General features: G+C 69.8%; 20 protein-coding genes and 1 pseudogene. 5 read left to right on the plus strand and 16 right to left on the minus strand.

What is annotated here, in order from left to right; genetic code table 11:
* From INE98_RS07675 to coaBC, 3 genes are all read right to left on the minus strand, one after another.
* A partial coding sequence (locus INE98_RS07675; RefSeq protein WP_293537907.1) for a histidine phosphatase family protein occupies nucleotides 1–463 on the minus strand: 463 nt, incomplete at its 3' end.
* Between the two features lie 26 nt (nucleotides 464–489).
* Entirely contained in the window at nucleotides 490–945 is a 456-nt protein-coding gene (gene dut, locus INE98_RS07680; protein ID WP_293537908.1) for a dUTP diphosphatase, read from the minus strand.
* A complete protein-coding gene (gene coaBC / locus INE98_RS07685) occupies nucleotides 942–2,150 on the minus strand; it encodes a bifunctional phosphopantothenoylcysteine decarboxylase/phosphopantothenate--cysteine ligase CoaBC (RefSeq protein ID WP_293537910.1) in 1,209 nt (402 codons plus the stop codon). The genes dut and coaBC overlap by 4 nt, the downstream gene beginning before the upstream one ends.
* A gap of 118 nt (nucleotides 2,151–2,268) precedes the next feature.
* Between coaBC and INE98_RS07690 the strand changes: the two genes are divergently transcribed.
* Nucleotides 2,269–2,850, plus strand: coding sequence for a hypothetical protein (locus tag INE98_RS07690; protein ID WP_293537912.1), 582 nt, complete (start codon nucleotides 2,269–2,271; stop codon nucleotides 2,848–2,850).
* On the opposite strand, the gene ubiB is transcribed toward INE98_RS07690, so the two are convergent.
* Entirely contained in the window at nucleotides 2,839–4,344 is a 1,506-nt protein-coding gene (gene ubiB / locus INE98_RS07695) for a 2-polyprenylphenol 6-hydroxylase (RefSeq protein WP_293537914.1), read from the minus strand. The genes INE98_RS07690 and ubiB overlap by 12 nt on opposite strands.
* A 2-nt stretch (nucleotides 4,345–4,346) precedes the next feature.
* A complete protein-coding gene (locus INE98_RS07700) occupies nucleotides 4,347–5,096 on the minus strand; it encodes a class I SAM-dependent methyltransferase (RefSeq protein ID WP_293537916.1) in 750 nt (249 codons plus the stop codon).
* A 109-nt stretch (nucleotides 5,097–5,205) separates the two neighbouring features.
* Between INE98_RS07700 and mutM the strand changes: the two genes are divergently transcribed.
* The 4 genes from mutM (at nucleotide 5,206) to dnaA (ending at nucleotide 9,155) form a co-directional block, all read left to right on the plus strand.
* Nucleotides 5,206–6,060 carry a bifunctional DNA-formamidopyrimidine glycosylase/DNA-(apurinic or apyrimidinic site) lyase gene (gene mutM, locus INE98_RS07705; RefSeq protein ID WP_293537918.1) on the plus strand — a complete coding sequence of 285 codons (855 nt, stop codon included), beginning with the start codon at nucleotides 5,206–5,208 and terminating at the stop codon, nucleotides 6,058–6,060.
* A 64-nt stretch (nucleotides 6,061–6,124) separates the two neighbouring features.
* The gene (locus INE98_RS07710) at nucleotides 6,125–6,901 is read left to right on the plus strand and encodes an enoyl-CoA hydratase (RefSeq protein WP_293537920.1); all 777 of its coding nucleotides are present in this window, start codon (nucleotides 6,125–6,127) and stop codon (nucleotides 6,899–6,901) included.
* A 107-nt stretch (nucleotides 6,902–7,008) separates the two neighbouring features.
* Nucleotides 7,009–7,278 carry a 30S ribosomal protein S20 gene (gene rpsT, locus INE98_RS07715; protein WP_293537922.1) on the plus strand — a complete coding sequence of 90 codons (270 nt, stop codon included), beginning with the start codon at nucleotides 7,009–7,011 and terminating at the stop codon, nucleotides 7,276–7,278.
* A 407-nt stretch (nucleotides 7,279–7,685) separates the two neighbouring features.
* Nucleotides 7,686–9,155, plus strand: coding sequence for a chromosomal replication initiator protein DnaA (gene dnaA / locus INE98_RS07720; RefSeq protein ID WP_293537924.1), 1,470 nt, complete (start codon nucleotides 7,686–7,688; stop codon nucleotides 9,153–9,155).
* An 8-nt stretch (nucleotides 9,156–9,163) separates the two neighbouring features.
* On the opposite strand, the gene INE98_RS07725 is transcribed toward dnaA, so the two are convergent.
* From INE98_RS07725 to rimP, 11 genes and pseudogenes are all read right to left on the minus strand, one after another.
* Entirely contained in the window at nucleotides 9,164–9,697 is a 534-nt protein-coding gene (locus INE98_RS07725; protein ID WP_293537926.1) for a DUF2087 domain-containing protein, read from the minus strand.
* Between the two features lie 243 nt (nucleotides 9,698–9,940).
* Nucleotides 9,941–12,085, minus strand: coding sequence for a polyribonucleotide nucleotidyltransferase (gene pnp, locus INE98_RS07730; protein WP_293537928.1), 2,145 nt, complete (start codon nucleotides 12,083–12,085; stop codon nucleotides 9,941–9,943).
* Between the two features lie 223 nt (nucleotides 12,086–12,308).
* The gene (gene rpsO, locus INE98_RS07735; protein WP_293537930.1) at nucleotides 12,309–12,578 is read right to left on the minus strand and encodes a 30S ribosomal protein S15; all 270 of its coding nucleotides are present in this window, start codon (nucleotides 12,576–12,578) and stop codon (nucleotides 12,309–12,311) included.
* Nucleotides 12,579–12,597: 19 nt separating this feature from the next.
* Nucleotides 12,598–13,527 (minus strand): tRNA pseudouridine(55) synthase TruB, encoded by a 930-nt coding sequence (gene truB, locus INE98_RS07740; RefSeq protein ID WP_293537932.1) that lies wholly within the window; start codon nucleotides 13,525–13,527, stop codon nucleotides 12,598–12,600.
* A gap of 1 nt (nucleotide 13,528) precedes the next feature.
* A complete protein-coding gene (gene rbfA / locus INE98_RS07745) occupies nucleotides 13,529–13,954 on the minus strand; it encodes a 30S ribosome-binding factor RbfA (RefSeq protein WP_293537934.1) in 426 nt (141 codons plus the stop codon).
* Nucleotides 13,955–14,217: 263 nt separating this feature from the next.
* A pseudogene (locus tag INE98_RS07750) lies at nucleotides 14,218–14,349 on the minus strand (dienelactone hydrolase family protein); the annotation flags it as partial.
* Between the two features lie 11 nt (nucleotides 14,350–14,360).
* Nucleotides 14,361–14,876 carry a DUF2939 domain-containing protein gene (locus INE98_RS07755; protein ID WP_293537935.1) on the minus strand — a complete coding sequence of 172 codons (516 nt, stop codon included), beginning with the start codon at nucleotides 14,874–14,876 and terminating at the stop codon, nucleotides 14,361–14,363.
* A 23-nt stretch (nucleotides 14,877–14,899) separates the two neighbouring features.
* The gene (infB, locus tag INE98_RS07760) at nucleotides 14,900–17,860 is read right to left on the minus strand and encodes a translation initiation factor IF-2 (protein WP_293537937.1); all 2,961 of its coding nucleotides are present in this window, start codon (nucleotides 17,858–17,860) and stop codon (nucleotides 14,900–14,902) included.
* A 54-nt stretch (nucleotides 17,861–17,914) separates the two neighbouring features.
* Nucleotides 17,915–18,610 carry an RNA-binding protein gene (locus INE98_RS07765; protein ID WP_293537939.1) on the minus strand — a complete coding sequence of 232 codons (696 nt, stop codon included), beginning with the start codon at nucleotides 18,608–18,610 and terminating at the stop codon, nucleotides 17,915–17,917.
* 7 nt (nucleotides 18,611–18,617) lie between these two features.
* Nucleotides 18,618–20,288 (minus strand): transcription termination factor NusA, encoded by a 1,671-nt coding sequence (gene nusA / locus INE98_RS07770; RefSeq protein ID WP_293537941.1) that lies wholly within the window; start codon nucleotides 20,286–20,288, stop codon nucleotides 18,618–18,620.
* Nucleotides 20,285–20,842 (minus strand): ribosome maturation factor RimP, encoded by a 558-nt coding sequence (gene rimP / locus INE98_RS07775; RefSeq protein WP_293537943.1) that lies wholly within the window; start codon nucleotides 20,840–20,842, stop codon nucleotides 20,285–20,287. The genes nusA and rimP overlap by 4 nt, the downstream gene beginning before the upstream one ends.
* Nucleotides 20,843–20,983: the final 141 nt, after the last annotated feature.

A 20,983-nucleotide genomic window follows, 5' to 3' on the forward strand; every position in this document is an offset into this window, starting at 1 on the left:
GGGGTTCGATGCCCAGGACATGGGCCGCCCACACATTGATCACGCCGCCATGACAGAAGACCGCCACCTTGCCGCCGGGATGGGCGGCGATGATCTCCTCCATGCCGTCGACCACCATCTTCTGGAACGCGGCCATGTCGACCCCGTGGCCGCCGGTGGCCATGGCCTGCCAGGCGGCGAAGTTCTCCTTCTTGAGCTCCTCGGTGGGGATGTAGACCCCGGAGTTGCGGTCGAACTCGACAATGCCCGGGTGCTGCTGGACCTCATGCCCCACCAGTCCGGCGAAGGCCTCGGCGGTCTGGACCGCGCGGCGCATGGTGGAGGACCAGGTGGCGTCGATGGGCTCCAGGGCCAGCCAGGCGGCGGCCCGGCGGGCCTGTTCCAGCCCCACCTCGTTCAGGTGCGGGTCGGCGGTGGTCTCCATCCGGGCGGGGCGTCCGTGGCGGACCAGGATCAGCTCCATGGGGTCTCTCCGTTCTGGGCTGCGGGTCAGCGCCCGCCTGTGGATCCGAAGCCGCCGGCGCCGCGGGCGGTGGCGTCCAGGGCACCCACCTCGCGCCAGGCCGCCTGGACCACCGGAGCAATGACCAGCTGGGCGACCCGGTCGCCCCGGCGGATGACGAAGTCTTCCTCACCAAGGTTCACGAGAAGGACCTTCAGCTCGCCTCGGTAGTCCGCATCGATGGTGCCGGGCGCGTTGGCGACAGTGACGCCGGATTTCAGCGCCAAGCCCGAGCGCGGCCGCACCTGGGCCTCGAAGCCGTCCGGCAGGGCGAAGGCCAGGCCGGTGGGCACGGCGGTCCGGGCGCCAGGGCGCAGGACCAGGGCCTCGTCCTCGGGCACGGCGGCCCTCAGGTCCATTCCAGCCGCCCCGGCGGTCTCATAGGCGGGCAAGGGCAGGTCCGGATTGTGCGCCAGGCGCACGATGTCGACGACGGGCGTCACGGGGCCTCTCCTTCCAGGGCGGCGGCGATCCGAGCGGCCAGCCTGCGGGCGACCTCGACCTTGGGGGCCTCTTCCCAGCGCTCGATCCCCTCGCGGGTGACGATGGAGACGGTGTTCTCGGTCCCGCCCATGACGCCGGGCCGGGACACGTCGTTGGCGACGATCCAGTCGCAGCCCTTCCGCGCCAGCTTGGCCCGGGCGTGGTCCTCGACGGTCTCGGTCTCGGCGGCGAAGCCGATGACCAGGGTCGGGCGTCCGGGGCTGCGGGACAGGGTGGCGAGGATGTCGGGGTTCTCCACCAGCCGGATCTCGGGCGGCGGCGCCCCTGCGACCTTCTTGGTCTTGCCCGCCGCGACCTCGGCGGGGCGCCAGTCGGCCACGGCGGCCACGCAGACGGCGACATCGGCGGGCAGGGCGGCCTCGCAGGCGGCCAGCATTTCCCGCGCCGTCTCGACGTCCACCCGACGGACGCCCGCCGGCGTGGGTTCGGCCACAGGGCCGGCCACCAGGGTGACCTCGGCGCCCAGGGCGGCCAGGGCCCCGGCGATGGCGAAACCCTGCTTGCCGCTGGAACGGTTTGTCAGCACACGGACGGGATCGACCGGTTCCGCTGTAGGACCGGCGGTGACCAGGGCGCGCCGGCCGGCCAGCGGTCGGTGGGCCCCGGCCCCAAGGGCCTCAAGGATGGCGGCGCAGATCGCAGCGGGCTCGGCCATGCGCCCCGGACCGGTCTCGCCGCAGGCCATGTCCCCGACGTCCGGCCCGACGATGCGGATCCCGTCGGATTGCAGGGCCGCAAGGTTCCTCCGGGTCGCTGGATGCGTCCACATGCGGACGTTCATGGCGGGGACCATCATCACCGGCGTGTCGGTGGCGAGCAGGAGGGTCGTCGCCAGGTCATTGGCCAGTCCCGCCGCGGCCCGCGCCATCAGATCCGCTGTGGCCGGGGCCACAACGACCAGGTCCGACGACCGGGACAGGCGGATGTGGCCCATCTCGGCCTCGTCGGTCAGGGAGAAGAGGTCGGTGTGGACCTTGTCCTCGCAGAGGGCCGCCAGGGACAGGGGGGTGACGAACTTCGACCCCGCCTCGGTCAGGACCGGTCGTACGGCGATCCCCCGCCCGCGCAGCAGGCGGACAAGCTCCAGACACTTGTAGGCCGCAATTCCGCCGCCCACGATCAATAGCACCCGTCTGTCCGACATGGGTCCTGGCAGCCTCCAACAACGTCCCCGCCTCTTACGCCAAAACGACGGGACTCGACAAACCGGATACGATGTTCCTATTCTGTTCCGACCTGGGCGGGCGCACTGGGAGACCACCATGACCAACCGTTCCGTCCGCACCCCTGTCGTGCTCGTCCTCGGGGCCCTTTCCCTCGCCGCCGCTCTGGCCGGCTGCGAGCGGCCCTCCGCCGTCCGCGCCGAAGCGGGTCCGTCCTCGGAGGACGCGCCGGCCGCCGCCAGCGCCGCCGCCGGCGGGGCCGCCGTCTTCGCTGATCGCCCCGGCGCGGGGTCGCAGGACGCGGCGACGGCCCCGGCGCCCCTGCTCGACGGACGCCCGCTCTGGACGTCCAGCCGGCGCGGTTCGGCCGAGGAGAACGCCCGCCGGGCCTTCGCCCGCAACGGCGAAAGCTTTGGCGCCGCCAGCCTCGAGGCCTATGTCCGCAAGGCCAGGGCCTTCATCGACGTCCCGCCGGCCGGGGCCGAGCGCCTGACCCGCCGCAATGGCGATGTCCTGCTTTATCATCCCGCCTCCAACACCTTCGCCGTGGCCAGCCGTGACGGCGACCCCCGGGCCTTCTTCCGTCCAGACGAGGGGGCGGCCTACTGGGCGGAGCAGAAAGCGCGGGAAAGCCGGGGCCGCACCGCCCGGGCCGGATCCGAACGGCCGTCAGAGGGCTGAGACCGCCACCACCAGGGCCGCCAGGGCCGAGACCAGGGCTGCGGCGGCCAGAATCACGGCCGCCGAAGCCTCGCGGCGCTCCGGCGCGGGCGGCGCGGGGGGCGTCTCCGCGAGCTTGGACAGCCTGGACAGGACGCGCCCGGCCTGTTCGCCCAGCCGGTTCAGGCGGGCCGCGGGGGACAGCTCCCGGGCCATCCAGCGCCGCACGACCGGGTCGGCCGCCGTCCAGATGTCGAGATCCGGCCATATCGACCTGGCCACGCCCTCGGCGGTCATCATGGTCTTCTGCAAGAGGACCAGCTCGGGCCGCAGGTGCATGTCGAACTGGCCTGTGATCTCGAACAGCTGGATCAGGACCCGGCTCATGGGCACGTCCCGCGCCGTGCGCCCGAAGATCGGCTCCCCTACGGCGCGCAGGGCCTGGGCGAAGTCGCCCACCGCGTGCCGGGCGGGGACGTACCCGGCCTCGAAATGGATGCGCGCGACACGATCATAATCGCGCTGGAGGAAGCCCCAGAGGATTTCGGCCAGATAGCGCCGCTCGTCCGGCCCCAGCCGGCCGACGATGCCGAAGTCGACAGCCTCGATCCTGTCCGGCGCCGAGACGAAGAGGTTGCCCTCATGGAGGTCGGCGTGGAAGACGCCGTGGTCCAGGGCCTGGGCCAGGAAGGCGCGGATCAGGCCCGTCGCCAGGGCCTGCCGGTCGAGACCGGGCGCCTCGAGGCTGGCCGGGTCGGACAGTGGAATCCCCCGCGCCCATTCCAGGGTCAGGACACGGCGGCCCACCCCCTCCCAGACCACTATCGGCGCCGACATGTAGCCATCGAGCGCCATCACCGCGCGCAGCTCGTCCGCCCCCGCCGCCTCGAGCCGAAGGTCCAGCTCGCGCCGGACGGACTCGATGACCGAAGCCGCCAGGGTGCGCGGCTCCAGCCGTTTCGCATCCGGGGCGAAGCGCTCGGCGAGGCCCGCCGCCAGGTTCATGACCCGGGCGTCCACCTCGACCTGGCGCTCGATGCCGGGTCTCAGGACCTTGACCGCCACCCGGCGGCCGTCATGCAGCCGGGCCTCGTGGGCCTGGGCGAGCGAGGCCGCGGCCACCGGCGGGCCGAGCTCCGGGAAGAGGGTCTCGACGGGACGGCCAAGGCTGGCGGCGATCTCCCGGCGAGCGATCGCCAGGGGAAAGGGATCCAGCCGGTCCTTGAGCCTCGCCAGGTCCTGGGCGAACTCCGCCCCGAAGATGTCGGCCCGGGTGGACAGGAGTTGCCCCAGCTTGATGGCCACCGGCCCCATGCCCTCAAGACTTCGGGCGAGGCGCTCGCCGGGCCGGCCGCGCCTGGACGCCGGGCCGGCGAAGAGCCCCGCCAGCCGCGACATGCGCTCCAGGGCGGGCGGGTAGAGGGGCCGTAACTCCCGGGGCAGGAGGGCGTCGGCGCGCGCCAGCCGCCATCCGGCCCCCGCCAGCCTCCCCGCCGCCGCCAGACCCGCCAGCATCCTCAGACCGCCCAGCCGTGATGCAGGGCCGCGACCCCGCCGGTGAAGTTGGTGTAGCCCGCCCGGCCGAAGCCTGCGGCCTCGATCATCGACTGGAAGGTCTTCTGGTCCGGGAACCGGCGGATGCTCTCCACCAGGTACTGGTAGGAGTCCCGGTCGCCCGCGATCCTCTCGCCCATGAAAGGAATGACCCGGAAGGAATAGGCGTCGTAGAGTCGCGCCAGGGCCGGGGCGGGGGGCCGGGAGAACTCCAGGCACAGAAAGCGGCCGCCCGGCTTCAGGACCCGACGGGCCTCCCGCAGGGCGGCGGGGATGTCGGTGACGTTGCGGATGCCGAAGCTGATGACGTAGGCGTCGGCGCAGGCGTCGGGCAGGGGCAGGCGCTGGGCGTCGCCGACGGCCCAGTCGATCTCCGGCTCCAGGCCCCTGTCACGGCCGGCGGCGATCATCTCGGCGTTGTAGTCGATCACCAGGATGCGGGCGTCCGGCCCCCCCCGCCTGCTCCGCGCCCGCCGGGCGAGGTCGGCGAAACGCCGGGCCATGTCGCCGGTGCCGCCGGCGCAGTCGATGATGGTCTCGCCCGGCTGGGGGTTGAGCCGCGCCGCCGCGGCGTCCTTCCAGAGCCTGTGGACGCCCGCGCTCATGACGTCGTTCATCAGGTCGTAGCGGCTCGCCACGCGGTCGAAGACCCCGCGCACCAGGCCGGGCTTCTCCCGGGGATCGACGTCCCGAAATCCGAAGGTCGCGCTCATGCCGGGCTCTTAGAACGACGGGGCCCCGCGGGAAAGCGGCTTCACGCGATACGCGGCCCCGCCCCGCCCGCCGGTTGCCCTGCGCGCCGGGCCGTGCGAGGCCATCCCCATGCCCGAACTTCCCGAAGTCGAGACTGTCCGCCGCGGCCTGGCGCCCGTGCTAGAGGGCCGCCGCCTTGCGCGCGTCGAGGCCCGCAGACCCGACCTGAGGTTCCCCTTCCCGGAGGGCTTCGTCCAGCGCCTGGCCGGCGCCCGGGTCATCGCCCTGAGGCGCAGGGCCAAGTACCTACTCGCCGACCTCGACCGCGGCGAGACCCTGATCGCCCACCTCGGCATGAGCGGCCGGTTCCGGATCGAAGGGACGCAGGCGCCAGGCCGGTTCCACCATCCGGTCGGCGACAATCCGCGGCACGACCATGTGATCTTCGACACCGAGGAGGGTGGTCGCATCGTCTATCACGATCCCCGGCGCTTCGGTTTCATGGGCCTTGTCCCCACAGCGGACCTTGAGCGGCATCCCTGGTTCGCCGGCATGGGCCCCGAACCCCTCTCGGACGCCTTCGGGGGAAGTCGGCTGGCCGAGGCCTTCGAAGGGCGCCGGCAGGGCCCCAAGACCCTTCTCCTGGACCAGCGCACGGTGGCGGGGCTGGGCAATATCTATGTCTGCGAGGCCCTGCATGAGGCGCGGATCTCTCCCTTCCGTCCGGCGGGCCGGATCTCGCAGGCCCGCCTCGACGGCCTGGCCCGCACGGTGAAGGCGGTCCTGGAGCGGGCCATCGCGGCGGGCGGCTCGACCCTCAGGGACTTCTCCGCCGCAGACGGGGCCCTCGGCTATTTCCAGCACAGCTTCCGCGCCTACGACCGCGAGGGCGAGGCCTGCGCCAACGCCGGCTGCGGCGGGCGGATCCGCCGGCGGGTCCAGGCCGGCCGGTCCACCTTCTGGTGTCCCGCCTGCCAGAGGTGACGCCGCCCTTGGCCTTTTCGCCCCCGCCGCCTAAAGCGACGGGAATACTCCGCCGGAGACCCCCATGGCCTACGAGACCCTGATCGTCGAAGCCCACGACGCCGTCGCCCTGATCCGCCTGAACCGTCCGGAGGCGCTCAACGCCCTCAACAGCCAGCTCCTCGAGGAGCTTGGCCGGGCGCTGGACGCCGCCGAGGCCGACCCTGGCGTCCGCTGCCTGGTCCTCACCGGCTCCGAGCGGGCCTTTGCGGCCGGCGCCGACATCAAGGAGATGTCGGACAGGTCCTATGCCGAGATGTTCGCCAGCGACTTCTTCGGCCCGGCGGCGCGCCGGATCGAGGCCTGCCGCAAGCCCATCATCGCCGCCGTCTCAGGATACGCCCTGGGCGGCGGCTGCGAGCTCGCCATGCTCTGCGATTTCATCATCGCTTCGGAGACGGCGAAGTTCGGGCAGCCCGAGATCAACCTCGGGGTCATGCCCGGCATAGGCGGCACCCAGAGGCTGACCCGGCTGGTGGGCAAGTCCAAGGCCATGGACATGATCCTCACCGGCCGGATGATGGACGCCGCAGAGGCCGAGCGCGCGGGCCTGGCGTCCCGCGTGGTTCCCGCCGACCGGCTGATCGCGGAGGCCCTGGAAGCCGCCGGGAAGATCGCCGGCCAGTCCCCCCTCGCCGTGATGATGAATATCGAGCTGGTGGACGCCGCCTACGAGACCACCCTGGCGACCGGCGTGGCCATGGAGCGCAGGCTCTTTCACTCCCTCTTCGCCTTCGAGGACCAGAAGGAGGGGATGGCCGCCTTCATCGAAAAGCGTAAGCCCCAGTTCAGGGGCCGGTGAGACGGCGCACCGCATTGACCGGTCGGGCTCCATCCCGTATACCCGCGCCTCCGAATTCGGCCGTTGTCCTGAACGGGCGACGGCGTCTCCTCTCAGAGAGCTGAAGCATGGCCAATAACCCCGGCGCCCGGAAGGCGGTCCGCAAGATCGCCCGCCGTACGGAAGTCAACAAGGCGCGCCGCTCCCGAGTGCGGACCTATCTCCGGAAGTTCGACGAGGCCCTTGCGTCGGGCGACCTCGCAGCGGCGAAGACTGCCTTTGTCGAGGCCGAGTCCGAGCTGATGCGCGCCGTGTCCAAGGGCGTGGTTCATCGCAACACCGGATCGAGGAAGGTCTCTCGTCTCGCCGCCCGCCTGCGCAAGGCGTCAGCTGCCTGAGGCGGACGATCTCTTTCGGGTCAACCGCCCGTCAAATCGTTGGATTGATTTAAGAAGAGGCCCAGCCCCCGGCGGGGCCTCGCCTTTTTGGTTCGTGTTTTTCCGGGCCTGTGACAGGTCCTGAAACGTCCTGATATGGATCAGGAAAAGCGCACTTCCTTGCGGAAATTGGCTTTCCCGGAGTCAACGAAAATATCCGCTGAAGCGAGAAAGAATCTGCGTTGACCGGCCCTTTCCGGCCACTAGTGTTGGGGCCGTAGAGCGTTTTTCCAAGCGACCTCAATAATCAAAAGACAGCAGCTGGCGACCTGGGTCGCGGCAGCTTCAGGGTCCTTTTGCGCTTTAGCGGAGCGCTCTCTCGCCAGTGTCGGCGGGTGGGCGAGAACGGGTCAGGACTGGGTGGGGTGATGGCGAGCGGGAGCGTATCGAAGGATGATGCATCGGTCGAAGTCTGGAACAGAACCTGCCAGGTTCTGAGGCGGGAGCTCGGCGAGGCGACCTTCGGTTCCTGGCTCGGCCAGGCCTCGCTGCGCGAGCAGGACGGCGGCGTCTGTCTCGTGGCCGCCACAGGGGTGGCCCGTGACTGGATTCGCCGCCACGCCTGGCGTCGGATCGGTGAGCTCTGGGCCCAGAACGATCCGATGGGGCGCAGCCTCGCCCTCAAGTCCAAGATGGAGTTTGAGGGGCAGGGTGCAGGAACGTGGCGGGATGTTCAGGCTCCATCCGCGGCGCCGGCGACGCCCGCAGGGACCGCGCACGCCAGATCGTCAGCGGACCCGGCGCCCGCACCTGCGCCAGCGTCTGGCTCCACCGCTGTTCCTCCCCCGTCGGGCGGGCGGCTTCAGGGCCTGCAGGAGCGCTTCAGCTTCGAGACCTTCGTCCCCGGGCCTTCCAACGAGTTCGCCTTCGCGGTGGCGCGGAGGGTGGCGTCCTGGGCCGATGGTCACTTCAACCCCGTCCTGTTCCATGGACCCTATGGCTTCGGCAAGACGCACCTCCTCAACGCCCTCGCGTGGGAGGCCATGCAGACAGGAGAGGCGCGCCGGGTCGTCTATCTGACGGCCGAGAGGTTCACCTCGACATTCGTCCGGGCGATCCAGGATCGACAGACCGCTGCCTTCAAGGCGGAGCTCAGGAACGCCGACCTTCTCCTGATCGACGACGTTCATTTTGTCGCCGGCAAGCAGAACACGCAGGAAGAGCTCTTCCATACCCTCATCGCCCTGATCGAGGATGGCCGGCGCGTCGTCCTCACGGCGGACCGCTCCCCGTCGGACCTGTCCGAGATGGAGCCGCGACTCCGGTCTCACCTTCAGTCAGGTCTTGTTTGCGGCATCGAGCCTGCCGACCGCACCCTTCGTCTGGGCATTCTTGAGCGGAAGCTCGCTATCCTCGCCCAGGCGGGAGGTTTCCTGCCGTCGGTCCGGAGTGAAGTTCTCCAGTTCCTGGCGGACCGCTTCTCGGACTCGGTCCGGGAGCTTGAAGGCGCCCTCAACACCCTGATCGCCCGCGTGGGCGGCGATATCGCCCGGCTTGGCCTGGACGAGGCGCAGGCGATCCTGCGGCCTCACCTCGCCTGCAATGAGAAGCGGGTGACGGTCGATCAGATCCAGAAGGCCGTGGCTGAGCACTATGGTCTCAAGCAGGCCGACATCGTCTCGGAACGCCGGGCGCGGATCGTGGCGCGGCCGCGCCAGGCGGCCATGTGGATCGCCAAGCAGATCACCACGCGGTCCCTGCCGGACATCGGGCGCCGGTTCGGCGGCCGGGACCACACAACGGTCCTGCACGCCGTTCGACGGATTGAGGCCCTCAAGCAGGAGGACGTCGTCCTTGCCCGGGATCTCGATGCGATCATCCGTAAACTGAGAAGCTGAGCCCCGGCTCAGCCCGCTGACAGGCGGCGGATCAGCGCCAGCGCCTCCGGCGTCGGAAGTCGCTCCACCCGCCGATAGTCCCGGCAGTCATCCGTTCTCGAAACAAGGCCCGCATGGACCATCGAACGGCGCAGCAGGGCGGGATCGCCGATCTGGCTGACGACATTCAGCCTGTGGTTGAATTCGATCTCTGAAAAGATGGCGTCCGCCGGGATCCTGGCCCACAGGCCCCAGAGGGCGAGGGACTGCAAGGAGGTCCTGGCGGGCCAGGTGGCGAGGCGTCCCTGGTCGTCAAAATGGCGAGCGGTTCGTTCCACCAGGGTGAGGTCCGGCTCTGGCCCGGTCTCAGGCGTCGGGGGTGAAGGCTCTGCGGCGGTCTGCGCCCGGAAGTGCTGAAAGTTCCGGGCGCCGGCCGCGCGGGCCAGCATGTTCAGCATCTCGACGTGCCCCGGAGGATCCGTCCGGGCGGCCAGCTGGCTTCGGAGGGATCGGGCCAGGGCCGAGATATCGTCGACTGCAAAAGGCAGGAAGGTTCTGGGCATCACGCGTCCTCGTGCTGCGCCTGGCCCGGGGGGCTGTGTCGGGGTCGCCGGCTTCGACCTGGCGCAGGGGAAGAGCGTCAGACGGGGAAGACGTTTGCCTGCGCAGGTTTAGCTCCCCTTGCGGGGCGGCGACGCCTGGGTGAACTGCGGACCCTGTTCCGCCTTACCCCGGCGCGCCGGATATGAAAAGGGGCGGCCGGATCGCTCCCGCCGCCCCTCACATGTTCCTGTTGGATCGGTGGATCAGTCCTCGGCTTCCGGCGCGGCGTCTTCCTTCTTGGAGAGATCCTCGCCCGTCTCCTGGTCGACCACCTTCATGGACAGACGCGTCTTGCCGCGGTCGTCGAAGCCCAGGAGCTTGACCTTCACGGTCTGGCCTTCCTGAAGGACGTCGGAGACCTTGTTCACGCGGTCCTTTGAGATCTGGCTCACGTGGACCAGGCCATCCTTGGCCCCGAAGAAGTTCACGAAGGCGCCGAAGTCGACGATCTTCACGACCTTGCCGGTGTAGATGGCGCCCAGTTCAGGCTCCGAGGCGATGGACTTGATCCAGTCGCGGGCGGCGTCGATCTTGGCCTGGTCCGCCGCTGCGATGCGGATGGTGCCATCCTCGCCGATGTCGACCTTGGCCCCGGTCTCGGCGGTGATCTCGCGGATCACCTTGCCGCCCGAGCCGATCACTTCGCGGATCTTGTCCACGGGGATCTTGATGGTCTCGATCTTGGGGGCGAACTCGCCGAGCTGGGTGCGCGGGGCCTCCATGGCCTTGGCCATCTCGCCCAGGATGTGCTGGCGGCCGCCCTTGGCCTGTTCCAGCGCCTTGCGCATGATCTCCTCGGTGATCCCGGCGATCTTGATGTCCATCTGGAGGGAGGTGATCCCGTCCTCGGTGCCGGCCACCTTGAAGTCCATGTCGCCGAGGTGATCCTCGTCGCCCAGGATGTCCGAGAGCACGGCGAAGCCGTCCTTCTCCAGGATGAGGCCCATGGCGATGCCGCTGACGGGCTTCTTCAGGGGCACGCCGGCGTCCATCAGGGCGAGAGAGGCGCCGCACACCGTCGCCATCGACGACGATCCATTGGACTCCAGGACCTCCGACACCAGGCGAAGGGTATAGGGGAACTCGTCATGGCTGGGGAGCATGGGACGGACAGCCCGCCACGCCAGCTTGCCGTGGCCGACTTCCCGCCGCCCGGGGGCGCCCATCCGTCCGGTCTCGCCGACGCTGAACGGGGGGAAGTTGTAATGCAGCAGGAAGCGCTCGTAGTACTTGCCCTCCAGGGCGTCGATCAGCTGCTCGTCGTCGCCGGTGCCGAGGGTGGCGACCACCAGGGCCTGGGTCTCGCCGCGCGTGAACAGGGCCGAGCCGTGGGCCCGGGTCAGCACGCCGACTTCCGAGACGATCGGCCGCACCTTGTCCACCGTCCGGCCGTCGATACGGATACCCGTCTCGATGATGTTGCGGCGGACGACCGCGGCCTCGAGCTCCTTCAGCACGCCGGCCAGCTTCTGGCTGTCGGCGCCGGAGGGGTTGGCCTCGGACTTGGCCAGGGCGGCGACAGCCTTGGCCTTGGCCTGGCCGACAGCGTCGTGCCGCTGGCCCTTGGCGACGATCTTGTAGGCGGCGGCCAGGTCGGCGCCGATCAGCTTGCGGGCTTCCGACTTCAGGGCCTCGGTATCGTCCGGGGTGAATTCGAAGGGATCCTTGGCCGAGTGCTCCGCCAGCTCGATGATGGCGTCGATCACCGCCTGCATGGATTTGTGGGCGAAGGTCACGCCGCCCAGGACCACCTCTTCCGAGAGCTCCTGGATTTCGGATTCCACCATCATGACCGCGTCGCTCGTGCCGGCGACGACCAGGTCCATGGCCGACTCCTTCATCTGGTCGAGGGTCGGGTTCAGGATGTACTCGCCGTTGGCGTAGCCCACGCGCGCCGCGCCGATGGGGCCCATGAAGGGTGCGCCGGACAGCACGAGGGCTGCGGAGGCGGCGACCATGGCGACGATGTCGGGATCGTTCTCAAGGTCATGGGCCAGCACGGTGGCGACCACCTGGACCTCGTTCTTGAAGCCCTCGACGAACAACGGCCGTATCGGACGGTCGATCAGGCGCGAGGTCAGGGTTTCCTTCTGGCTCGGCGCGGCCTCGCGGCGGGGGAAGGAGCCCGGGATCTTGCCCGCGGCGTAGTACTTCTCCTGGTAGTTCACGGTCAGGGGGAAGAAGTCCTGCCCGGGCTTGGCGCTCTTGGCGTAGACGGCGGTGGCCAGGACCATGGTCTCGCCATAGGTGGCCAGGACGGAACCGTCGGCCTGACGGGCCATGCGGCCGGTCTCGAGGGTCAGGGCGCGACCACCCCACTCGATGGTCTTTCTCTTGATATCGAACATTTGGCTTCTTTCTTGTCCCGCGGGCGTATTCCCGGCGGGGGCGGACAGGGTGTCGGACGACCGAAATCCTCTCCAGGAACGACAGGCGCGGTGAGGATTTCTTTGGAACCCCCGACGTAGGACGAAGACCCCCGAATGGGCCTCCGCGCACCGCCCCTGGTCCCCCGGCCTGTCGCGGGGGCGGCGGTGAATGTGGCCAGGGCCCCTTGCGGGGCCCCGTGAACTATCGGCGCAGGCCGAGCTTCTCGATGATCGCCTGGTAACGGGCGACGTCGGAGGCCTTCAGGTGGTCCAGAAGGCGACGCCTCTGGGACACCATCTTCAGCAGGCCCCGACGGGAGTGGTTGTCCTTCTTGTGGCTCTTGAAGTGCTCGGTCAGGTTGGCGATCCGTTCGGACAGGATGGCCACCTGGACTTCCGCACTCCCGGTATCGCCTTCGGAGCGACCGTGGGTCTGGATGAGTTCCGCCTTGCGTTCCAGCGTAATCGACATCGTAAGGTCCCCGCTCTGGTCAGAGGTGAAAGACGCGGGCGGGTTCGAGCCGTCCCATCCGCATCTCGCAGAGCGCCACCAGCGATCCGTCCTCCATGGCCGAAACGGTCCGGGAGCCGGCCGGAAGCCGGGTCCTCAGGTCGTCAACCTGTCGGGGAACGAGAACGATGGGCCGTCCCTGCTTGAGCCTGAAGGCGTCTTCTGCGGTCACGGCCAGCTCCGGGATGTCGTCCAGAGCGGTCTCGACCGGAAGCAGGGCCTCCAGGAGGCGGGCCTTATGCCCCAGATCCTCAAGGTTTTCCAGTCCAATCGCCCGGGCCTCCGTAAAGGGGCCCACCCGGGTCCGCCTCAGGGCGCTGACATGGCCGCAGGCGCCGAGCCGCTTGGCGAGGTCGCGCACCAGGGAGCGGACATAGACGCCCTTGCCGCAGTCGATCTCGATCTCGACATGATCGGGGTCCGGCGCAGCGGTCACCCTGGCGGTGTGGATGACCACCCGCCGGGGGGCCAGCTCCACAGCTTCGCCCGCCCGGGCCAGGTCGTAGGCGCGCTCGCCGTCCACCTTGATGGCGGAGTAGGCCGGCGGGACCTGGTCGATCTCGCCGACGAAGTCCGGCAGGACCTGCTCGACCTCGGCCGCCGTCGGGCGCGAGTCCGAGGCGGCGCTGGTCTCGCCCTCGCGGTCCAGGGTAGTCGTGGTGCGCCCCCAGGCGATGGTGAAGCGATAGGTCTTGCCCGCCTCCATCATGAAGCTGACCGTCTTGGTCGCTTCCCCGAGGGCGATGGGCAGGATTCCGGTGGCCAGGGGATCAAGGGTCCCGGCGTGCCCGGCCTTGCGGGCGTTGAACTGTCGCCGGACCCGGCCCACCGCCTGGGTCGACGTCAGGTCATAGGGCTTGTCCAGGCAGATCCATCCGGAGACAGCCTCTCCGCTCTTGCGGCGACCCATCTCAGGCCTCGTCGTCGGTATCTTCGGGGCCCAGGTCGCGTGCGACCTTCGGATCCCGGAACAAGGCGTCCATTCGCGCCGCCTCGGTAAAGCTCTCGTCGTGGATGAACCGCAGGTCTGGGGTGAACTTCATGTCGATGCTCCGGCCCAGACGCCCTCTGAGGAACCGGGCGTGGCGGTTCAGGGCGGAGACCATGCGATCCGCGTCCGCCCCGCCCAGGGGCTCGACGAAGGCATGGGCGTGGCGCAGGTCCGGGCTCATCCGGACCTCGGTCACGGTCACCGAGACGCCGGCCAGGTCGGGATCCGCGATCTCCTCCTCGCGCAGGATCTCGACCAGGGCGTGGCGTATGAGTTCTCCGGCCCGCAGCTGTCGCTGCGAGGGTCCGGCCGGGGCGCCGCGACCGGCGCCGGTGTGTCGTTTCATGGGAAGGTCCCGGATGGCTGGCCCGGACCGCGGATCGGACGCGGGCTCGGGGAAAGGCGGCGGGTTCTAGTCGGGTGCGACGCCGCTGTCCAGCGGGAGGCCGGGTCAGGCGCTCGTGCGCCACCGCAAAAAGGCGATGACCTTCTGCTCCGCCGCCTTGGTCGGACCGTCCTCCCGCATTTGCAGCGTCAGGACCGAGTGGGGCGGCATGTCGCCGGGCGCGGCGTCGATGTCCGCCGCCCGGTCCGCAAAGCGGATGACGAGGGGTGGAGGCCTGGAATCTCATGGACGATGATGACGGCGGGTCCGCTCCCGCGGCGCCAGACCGGGCGGGTCCAGGGGCCATCCTCGAAGTCGAACCGCTCGCAGGCGGACAGGGCGTCTTCCCAGGCCATGCAGGCCTCCATCAGAGCCGGATCTTGAGAGAGGAAAGGTCGCCCTCGAAGCCGCTCAGTCGCCACCGGCCCGCATTCGACCGACTGAAGATGAGGACGCAGGGGCCATCCCTTCGCTGCGCGGCGCAGACCCGTCCATCGGGCAGGGCCCTGAGATGGCTGGCGATGGCCAGCGTACCCGGGATCGGCTTGTCCCGGGTGTAGCCATAGGCCTCGGCCACCTGGCGGAAGACCCCCGGCTGGATCAGGGCGTCCCCTGCAAGGCTGGCGAGGGCGGGAGCCGCTACGAGGCCGAGCCGGCCCAGGTCGAGGCCGTCGACCTTCAGGTGGGAGGCCTCCCGGGCCAGTCGGGAGGCGATTTCGGCCTTCAGGGCCTCCCGGTCTACGCGGGCGTCGAAGGCCTGCCGGTCCTCGTCCCGGATCGCCACGAGCAGGGCGTGGACGTCATTGGCCGCCTCAAGACGGCTGGAGGTCGCGCAGGCCGCCAGGAGCCCGAGGAGCCCGAAGAGGACGAGGCGTCTGAGCATGGACCTCCCCGTTTGGGCGCATCCTAGAGGCTGCGCTTGACCTCTTCGATGGTGAAGCACTCGATGATGTCGCCTTCCTGGATGTCCTGGAAGCCCTGGAAGGCCATGCCGCACTCGACGCCGTTGCCCACCTCGGCCACCTCTTCCTTGAACCGCTTGAGGGTCTGAAGGACGCCCAGCTCGAGGACGACAATGTCGTCGCGCACGATCCGGACGCGGGCGCCGCGCCGGACCACGCCCTCGGTGACGCGGCAGCCGGCCACCTTGCCCACGCGGGTGATGTCGAAGACCTGCAGGACGCGCGCATTACCGAGGAAGGTTTCCCTCTGCTCCGGCGCCAGCAGGCCGGACATCACGCCCTTCACGTCATCGAGCAGGTCATAGATGATGGCGTAGTAGCGGATCTCCACTCCCTCGCGCTCGGCGAGCTGGCGGGCCTGGCTGGTGGCGCGGACGTTGAAGCCCAGGATGGGCGCCCCCGACCCCTTGGCCAGCATGACGTCGCTTTCGCTGATCGCGCCGGCGCCGGACAGGATGACCCGGGCCCGGACCTCATCTGTGGCCAGCTTGTCCAGGGAGCCGACGATGGCTTCCGCGGACCCCTGGACGTCGGCCTTGATGATGACCGGCATCTCCGAGATCTTCTTGTCCTGCATCTTGGCCATGAAGTCCGCCATGGAGACGCCGCCGCCCACCGGGGCCCCGGCCTTCTCGCGTTTCAGGCGGATCCGGTACTCGGTCAGTTCGCGGGCGCGGGCTTCTGAGTCCACCACCGCGAAGGCCTCGCCGGGTGCGGGAGCGCCGTCGAGGCCGAGAACCTCCACGGGCTCGGAGGGGCCTGCGGCGGGCACCTGCTCGTCACGCTCGTTCAGGAGCGCCCGGACACGACCGAAGTTGGCCCCCGCCACCACGATGTCGCCGCGCTTCAGCGTACCGCGCTTGACCAGAACCGTGGAGACGGCGCCGCGACCCCGGTCGATCTTGGACTCGATGACCACGCCTTCGCCGGTCCGGTCCGGGTTGGCCTTCAGTTCAAGCACCTCAGCCTGCAGCAGGATGGCCTCGATGAGGTTCTCAAGCCCGGTCTTCTTCAGCGCCGAGACCTCGATGATCTGGGTATCGCCGCCGAGGCTCTCGGCCACCACTTCATGCTGCAGGAGCTCGTTGATGACGCGGGTCGGATTGGAATCCGGCTTGTCCATCTTGTTGACGGCCACGATGAGCGGCGTCTTCGCCGCCCGGGCGTGTTGAATGGCCTCGATCGTCTGGGGCATGACCCCGTCGTCGGCGGCGACCACCAGGACGACGATGTCCGTCACGTCCGCGCCCCGGGCCCGCATGGCGGTGAAGGCGGCGTGGCCGGGGGTGTCCAGGAAGGTCACCTTCTGGCCGTCGGGCAGCTTCACCTGGTAGGCGCCGATATGCTGGGTGATGCCGCCATGTTCCCCGCCGGCCACGTCGGCCTGGCGCAGCGCGTCGAGCAGCGAGGTCTTGCCGTGGTCGACATGGCCCATGACGGCGACCACGGGCGCGCGCGCCTCCATGTTCTCGTCGACATCCTCCGCGCCGAGGAAGCCTTCCTCGACGTCAGAGTCGGACACGCGCTTCACGGTGTGGCCGAACTCGGTGGCGATCAGCTCTGCCGTGTCGCTGTCGATCACGTCGTTGATCTTCACCATCATGCCCTGGCGCATCAGGAACTTGATGACGTCCACGCCGCGGGTGGCCATCCGGTTGGACAGCTCCGCCACGGTGATCACGTCCGGGATGACCACCTCGCGGGCAACCCGCGCCTGCTCCTGGACCCCGCCCTTGCGCTTTTCGCGCTCACGCTCCCGGGCCCGGCGGACCGAGGCGAGGGACCGCATCCGCTCGACGGCGCCCTCGTCGTCCCCGGCCACCGCCTGGATGGTCAGGCGGCCCTCGCGGCGCTGGGTGGCGCCCTTGGCGCGGCTGATCGGCTTGCCGGCCGCGTTGGCGGCCTTGCGGCGCGTATCCTCGTCCTCGTCGGTGCGCCGGTCGAGGGTCTGGGAGCCAGGCCTCGGGGCCTGGCGTGCTGCGCGCTGAATCTCCGGGGTTGCGGGCGCGGCCGCAGGCGTCAGACGCGGCGGTCGCGGTCCTCCCGGACGAGCCCCGTCCCGCGCGCCCGGCGCGGGGCGGGGCGCCAGGGCCGAGTAACGGACGGTCTCCCCGCCCGGCGCGGCGGGGCGCGGCGGACGCGGTCCGCGGTCGCCGTCCCGGGGCCGTTCCGGTCCGCCGCGGTCGCGGAGGGGCTGATCGGCGCGAGGCGACCGCTGCCCGAAGCTGGTGTTCTCGAAGCGGCCCTGCGGGCGCTCGGGCCGGTAGGTCGTCGTGGTCGGCCGGTCATCCCGCCGTTCGCGGGAGGGTTCGTAGGTCCGGGTCTGGCCGGGAGCCGGCGTCCGTCCCGCCTCGCCCGCAGGCCGCGCCGCAGCAGGGGCGGCGGGGGCTGGCGACGGCTGCGGGGACGACGCCTCGGCCGGAGCGGCGACGGACGGCGTGGCGGGCCCATCCCTCGGGGCGGGCGCCGGCGCGGCGGCGGCTTCCGCCTGCGCCGCGGCCGCGCGGACGGCGACCTCCGCCCTCGCGGCGGTTTCGGCCCGGGCCCGGGCCTCGGCAGCCTGTCGGGCCTGGTGCTCGCGGGCGAGTTCGATGGCCCTTTGCCGGGCCTTCAATTCATCTGCGGAGAGGCCGCCGTCGGCGCTGGACGCCGGCGCGACAGGGCGCGGCGCCGCCGGCGCAGGACCGCGGCGTTCCGACGGCGAGGGCGCGGCCAGATTGCCGGGCCCCGAACCCGCGGTGCGGGCGCGCTTGGTCTCGACGACCACGGTCTTCGAGCGGCCATGGCTGAAGCTCTGCTTCACCGTGCCGGCGCTGACCGAGCCGGCGCCGAGACGCGGCTTCAGGGTCAGGGGCTGGCGTCCGCCGGGGGCGGAAGGACGGCCGTTGTCTTTTTCGTCGCTCATGCGCTCGCTTTACATCCGGCCGGACATTTCCGGCCCACTTCACAATCCCATGCCTCAGGCTGGAGTCCCCGCCCCGGAGGCCGAGGGAGTCATCTCGGTCCAGGACGCCGGAACCAGGGGCCGGAAGCCTGAAAGCCGCTGGACATCCACTGTCCAACGGTCGGCGCCCCGTCCCGCAAGGAAGGCGGTGTGTATCACATTCTCGCCCCCCAAGGCCAAACTCAATTCTTCCCCCGTCCAGAGCGCCGCCAGACCGGGCTCCAGGGCCGCCTTCCGCGCCGCGGCGAGGATCTTCCGGCGCCCCTCCGGCGCTCCGTCCGCAGCCTCCACCAGCCAGGCGACGCGTCCGCCCGAGAGCGCCGACTGAACCTTTTCGAACCCGAACACCACCTCTCCGGCCCGACGGGCAAGGCCCAGTCCGTCGAGAAGCCGGCGCAGCAGGAGGTGCTCCACCTGATCCGCCAGTTCCGGGTCCGCCTTCAGCGCGGTCCGCGCCGCGCGACTGAAAAGCCCCCTTCGGGCGGCCGACTCCACCGAAGCCCGGTCTGCGGCCACCCAAAGCCCGCGGCCCGGAAGCCGCCCCGCCAGGTCCGGCGTCACCCGGCCGTCCGGGCCCGCCGCGAACCTGATCATGGCTTCCCGCCGGCGCACCTCGCCGGAAACAAGGTCACGGCTCTGGCGTGAGGCCTCTGCGTGAGTCCGCGGCGCTCCGGGGCCGGGCGGCGGCGAGGTGGTCGCGCGACGGTTCACCCCCGGTTCAGGCCTCGCGCGCACCCGGCTGGCCGAAGACGATGTCTTCTTCGCTCAGCTCGGCTTCGATCTCTTCCTCGACCTCCTCCGGCGCGGGTTCGATCCAGCCCATGGCGACGCGGGCGCGCAGGATCAGGGCCTCGGCGTCGCCGGCGTCCAGGCCGAAGGATTCCAGAATCCCGGCCTCCCGCACCCGTTCGCCATTCCGGGTCTCGTACCAGCCGCGCAGGTCGTCGGGCACCAGGCCGGCGAGATCCTCCACCGACTTGACGTCGCCCTCGCCCAGGGCGACCGCCATGGGCAGAGACACGCCCTCGATCTCCAGCAGGCCATCCTCGACCCCCAGTTCTCGGCGACGGCCGTCCAGCTCGGCGGCCTCGCGCTCCAGGTGGTCGCGGGCCCGGGCCTGGATCTCCTCGGCGGTTTCCTCGTCGAAACCCTCGATCGCCGCCACTTCCGAGGCGTCCACATAGGCTACGTCCTCGACGGTGGCGAAACCCTCGGTCACGAGCAGCTGGGCGATGACCTCGTCCACGTCCAGGGCTTCCTGGAACAGGGCGGTGCGCTCGGCGAACTCGCGCTGGCGGCGCTCGCTTTCCTGGCTCTCGGTCATGATGTCGATCTGCCAGCCGGTCAGCTGGGAAGCGAGCCGCACGTTCTGGCCGCGCCGGCCGATGGCCAGGGAGAGCTGCTCGTCAGGAACCACCACCTCGACCCGCTCATCCTCCTCGTCCATCACCACCTTCGACACTTCGGCGGGCGCAAGGGCGTTGACGATGAAGGTGGCCTCGTCCGGACTCCACTGGATGATGTCGATCTTCTCGCCCTGGAGTTCGGCCACCACGGCCTGGACCCGGCTGCCGCGCATGCCGACGCAGGCGCCCACCGGGTCGATGGAGCTGTCGTTGGAGACCACGGCCATCTTGGCCCGGCTGCCCGGATCTCGGGCGACGGCGCGGATCTCGATGACGCCGTCATAGACCTCGGGGACTTCCTGCGCGAACAGCTTGGCCATGAAGCCGCCATGCGCCCGGCTCAGCAGAATCTGGGGCCCCTTGGTCTCCCGGCGGACGTCATAGATGTAGCACCGGATTCGGTCGCCGATGTTGAAGTTCTCGCGCGGGATGGACTGGTCACGGCGCATGATCCCTTCGCCCCGGCCGAGGTCGACCACGGTGTTGCCGTACTCCACCCGCTTGACCACCCCGTTGATGATCTCCCCGACCCGGTCCTTGAACTCCTCGTACTGCCGTTCGCGTTCAGCCTCCCGAACCTTGCCCGTGACCACCTGGCGGGCCATCTGGGTCTGCACCCGCCCGAATTCGAAGGGCGGCAGGATTTCCTCGTAGGTCTTGCCGACGAAGGCCTCGGGGTCGTCCCGCAGCGCTTCGGACAGGCGTCGGACGCCGATGGGCTCGACCGGCAGGCCGTCTTCATCGGTGAAGGTCTCGTCGTCCGGGATGACCCGGATCACGCGCTTCAGCGTCGTTTCGCCCGACTTGGGGTCGATCCGCACCCGGATGTCATGCTCGGCGCCGTAGCGGGCGCGGGCGCCCTTCTGGATGGCTTCCTCGATGGCCGAGATGACCACTTCCCGGTCGATCGATTTCTCCCGGGCGACGGCTTCGGCGATCTGAAGCAGTTCCAGGCGGTTGGCGGCGATGCCGGTGGGGCTCATGGGGCGTTCTCCTCATGGGGATCAGGGGGTTGACCGTCGGCCATCCGCCGGGCGCGTTCCTGCGCGCCCCGCTCCATCAGCCGGTCTGTCAGGATGAGTTTCGCCTCGGTGATCCAGGCGAAGGGGATCAGCGCGGTCTCGGCTTCGCCTTCGAGGTTCACGGCGACCTGGTCGCCCTCGACCCCGGCCAGTTCGCCCCGGAAACGCTTGCGGCCCTCGGCCATGCGGTCCAGCTCGATCCGGGCCTCGAAGCCCTCGAAGGTCTCGAAATCCTTGAGCCTCGTCAGCGGGCGATCGACGCCCGGCGTGGAGACCTCCAGGGTATAGTCCCCGGACAGGGGATCGGCAGCGTCCAGCACCTCGGACAGGGCCCGGGACAGGCGGGCGCAGTCATCTATGGTCATCTCGCCGGCAGGCGTCTCGGCCATCACCTGCAGACGCCGGGCATGGTCTCCGCCCATCAGCCGCAGGCGCACGATCTCGTACCCCGTCGCCTCCGCCACGGGGTCGAGCAGATCCAGAAGTCGGGCGTCTTCCGCCGTCCTGCTGCGCATTCCGCCTCTTCGCGCCGTTTCCGGCGCGCCTTCGAACCAACAAAAAAGCGGCCGGGCCGCAGCCCGCCGCTCGCAGACGTCATCCAACGCCACAAACGATGTGAACTGCCTTATAGACGGAATCCGGGCGGCTGTCAGCCC

The organism is Phenylobacterium sp., from assembly GCF_020253645.1.
Taxonomy (GTDB): Bacteria; Pseudomonadota; Alphaproteobacteria; order Caulobacterales; family Caulobacteraceae; genus Phenylobacterium.

What these genes read in the sequence shown, in the direction of transcription:
- coaBC (WP_293537910.1), bottom strand. Translation starts at nt 2,150, where the DNA reads ATGTCGGACAGACGGGTGCTATTGATCGTGGGCGGCGGAATTGCGGCC.
- INE98_RS07690 (WP_293537912.1), top strand. Translation starts at nt 2,269, where the DNA reads ATGACCAACCGTTCCGTCCGCACCCCTGTCGTGCTCGTCCTCGGGGCC.
- ubiB (WP_293537914.1), bottom strand. Translation starts at nt 4,344, where the DNA reads ATGCTGGCGGGTCTGGCGGCGGCGGGGAGGCTGGCGGGGGCCGGATGG.
- INE98_RS07700 (WP_293537916.1), bottom strand. Translation starts at nt 5,096, where the DNA reads ATGAGCGCGACCTTCGGATTTCGGGACGTCGATCCCCGGGAGAAGCCC.
- mutM (WP_293537918.1), top strand. Translation starts at nt 5,206, where the DNA reads ATGCCCGAACTTCCCGAAGTCGAGACTGTCCGCCGCGGCCTGGCGCCC.
- INE98_RS07710 (WP_293537920.1), top strand. Translation starts at nt 6,125, where the DNA reads ATGGCCTACGAGACCCTGATCGTCGAAGCCCACGACGCCGTCGCCCTG.
- rpsT (WP_293537922.1), top strand. Translation starts at nt 7,009, where the DNA reads ATGGCCAATAACCCCGGCGCCCGGAAGGCGGTCCGCAAGATCGCCCGC.
- dnaA (WP_293537924.1), top strand. Translation starts at nt 7,686, where the DNA reads ATGGCGAGCGGGAGCGTATCGAAGGATGATGCATCGGTCGAAGTCTGG.
- INE98_RS07725 (WP_293537926.1), bottom strand. Translation starts at nt 9,697, where the DNA reads ATGCCCAGAACCTTCCTGCCTTTTGCAGTCGACGATATCTCGGCCCTG.
- pnp (WP_293537928.1), bottom strand. Translation starts at nt 12,085, where the DNA reads ATGTTCGATATCAAGAGAAAGACCATCGAGTGGGGTGGTCGCGCCCTG.
- rpsO (WP_293537930.1), bottom strand. Translation starts at nt 12,578, where the DNA reads ATGTCGATTACGCTGGAACGCAAGGCGGAACTCATCCAGACCCACGGT.
- truB (WP_293537932.1), bottom strand. Translation starts at nt 13,527, where the DNA reads ATGGGTCGCCGCAAGAGCGGAGAGGCTGTCTCCGGATGGATCTGCCTG.
- rbfA (WP_293537934.1), bottom strand. Translation starts at nt 13,954, where the DNA reads ATGAAACGACACACCGGCGCCGGTCGCGGCGCCCCGGCCGGACCCTCG.
- INE98_RS07755 (WP_293537935.1), bottom strand. Translation starts at nt 14,876, where the DNA reads ATGCTCAGACGCCTCGTCCTCTTCGGGCTCCTCGGGCTCCTGGCGGCC.
- infB (WP_293537937.1), bottom strand. Translation starts at nt 17,860, where the DNA reads ATGAGCGACGAAAAAGACAACGGCCGTCCTTCCGCCCCCGGCGGACGC.
- nusA (WP_293537941.1), bottom strand. Translation starts at nt 20,288, where the DNA reads ATGAGCCCCACCGGCATCGCCGCCAACCGCCTGGAACTGCTTCAGATC.
- rimP (WP_293537943.1), bottom strand. Translation starts at nt 20,842, where the DNA reads ATGCGCAGCAGGACGGCGGAAGACGCCCGACTTCTGGATCTGCTCGAC.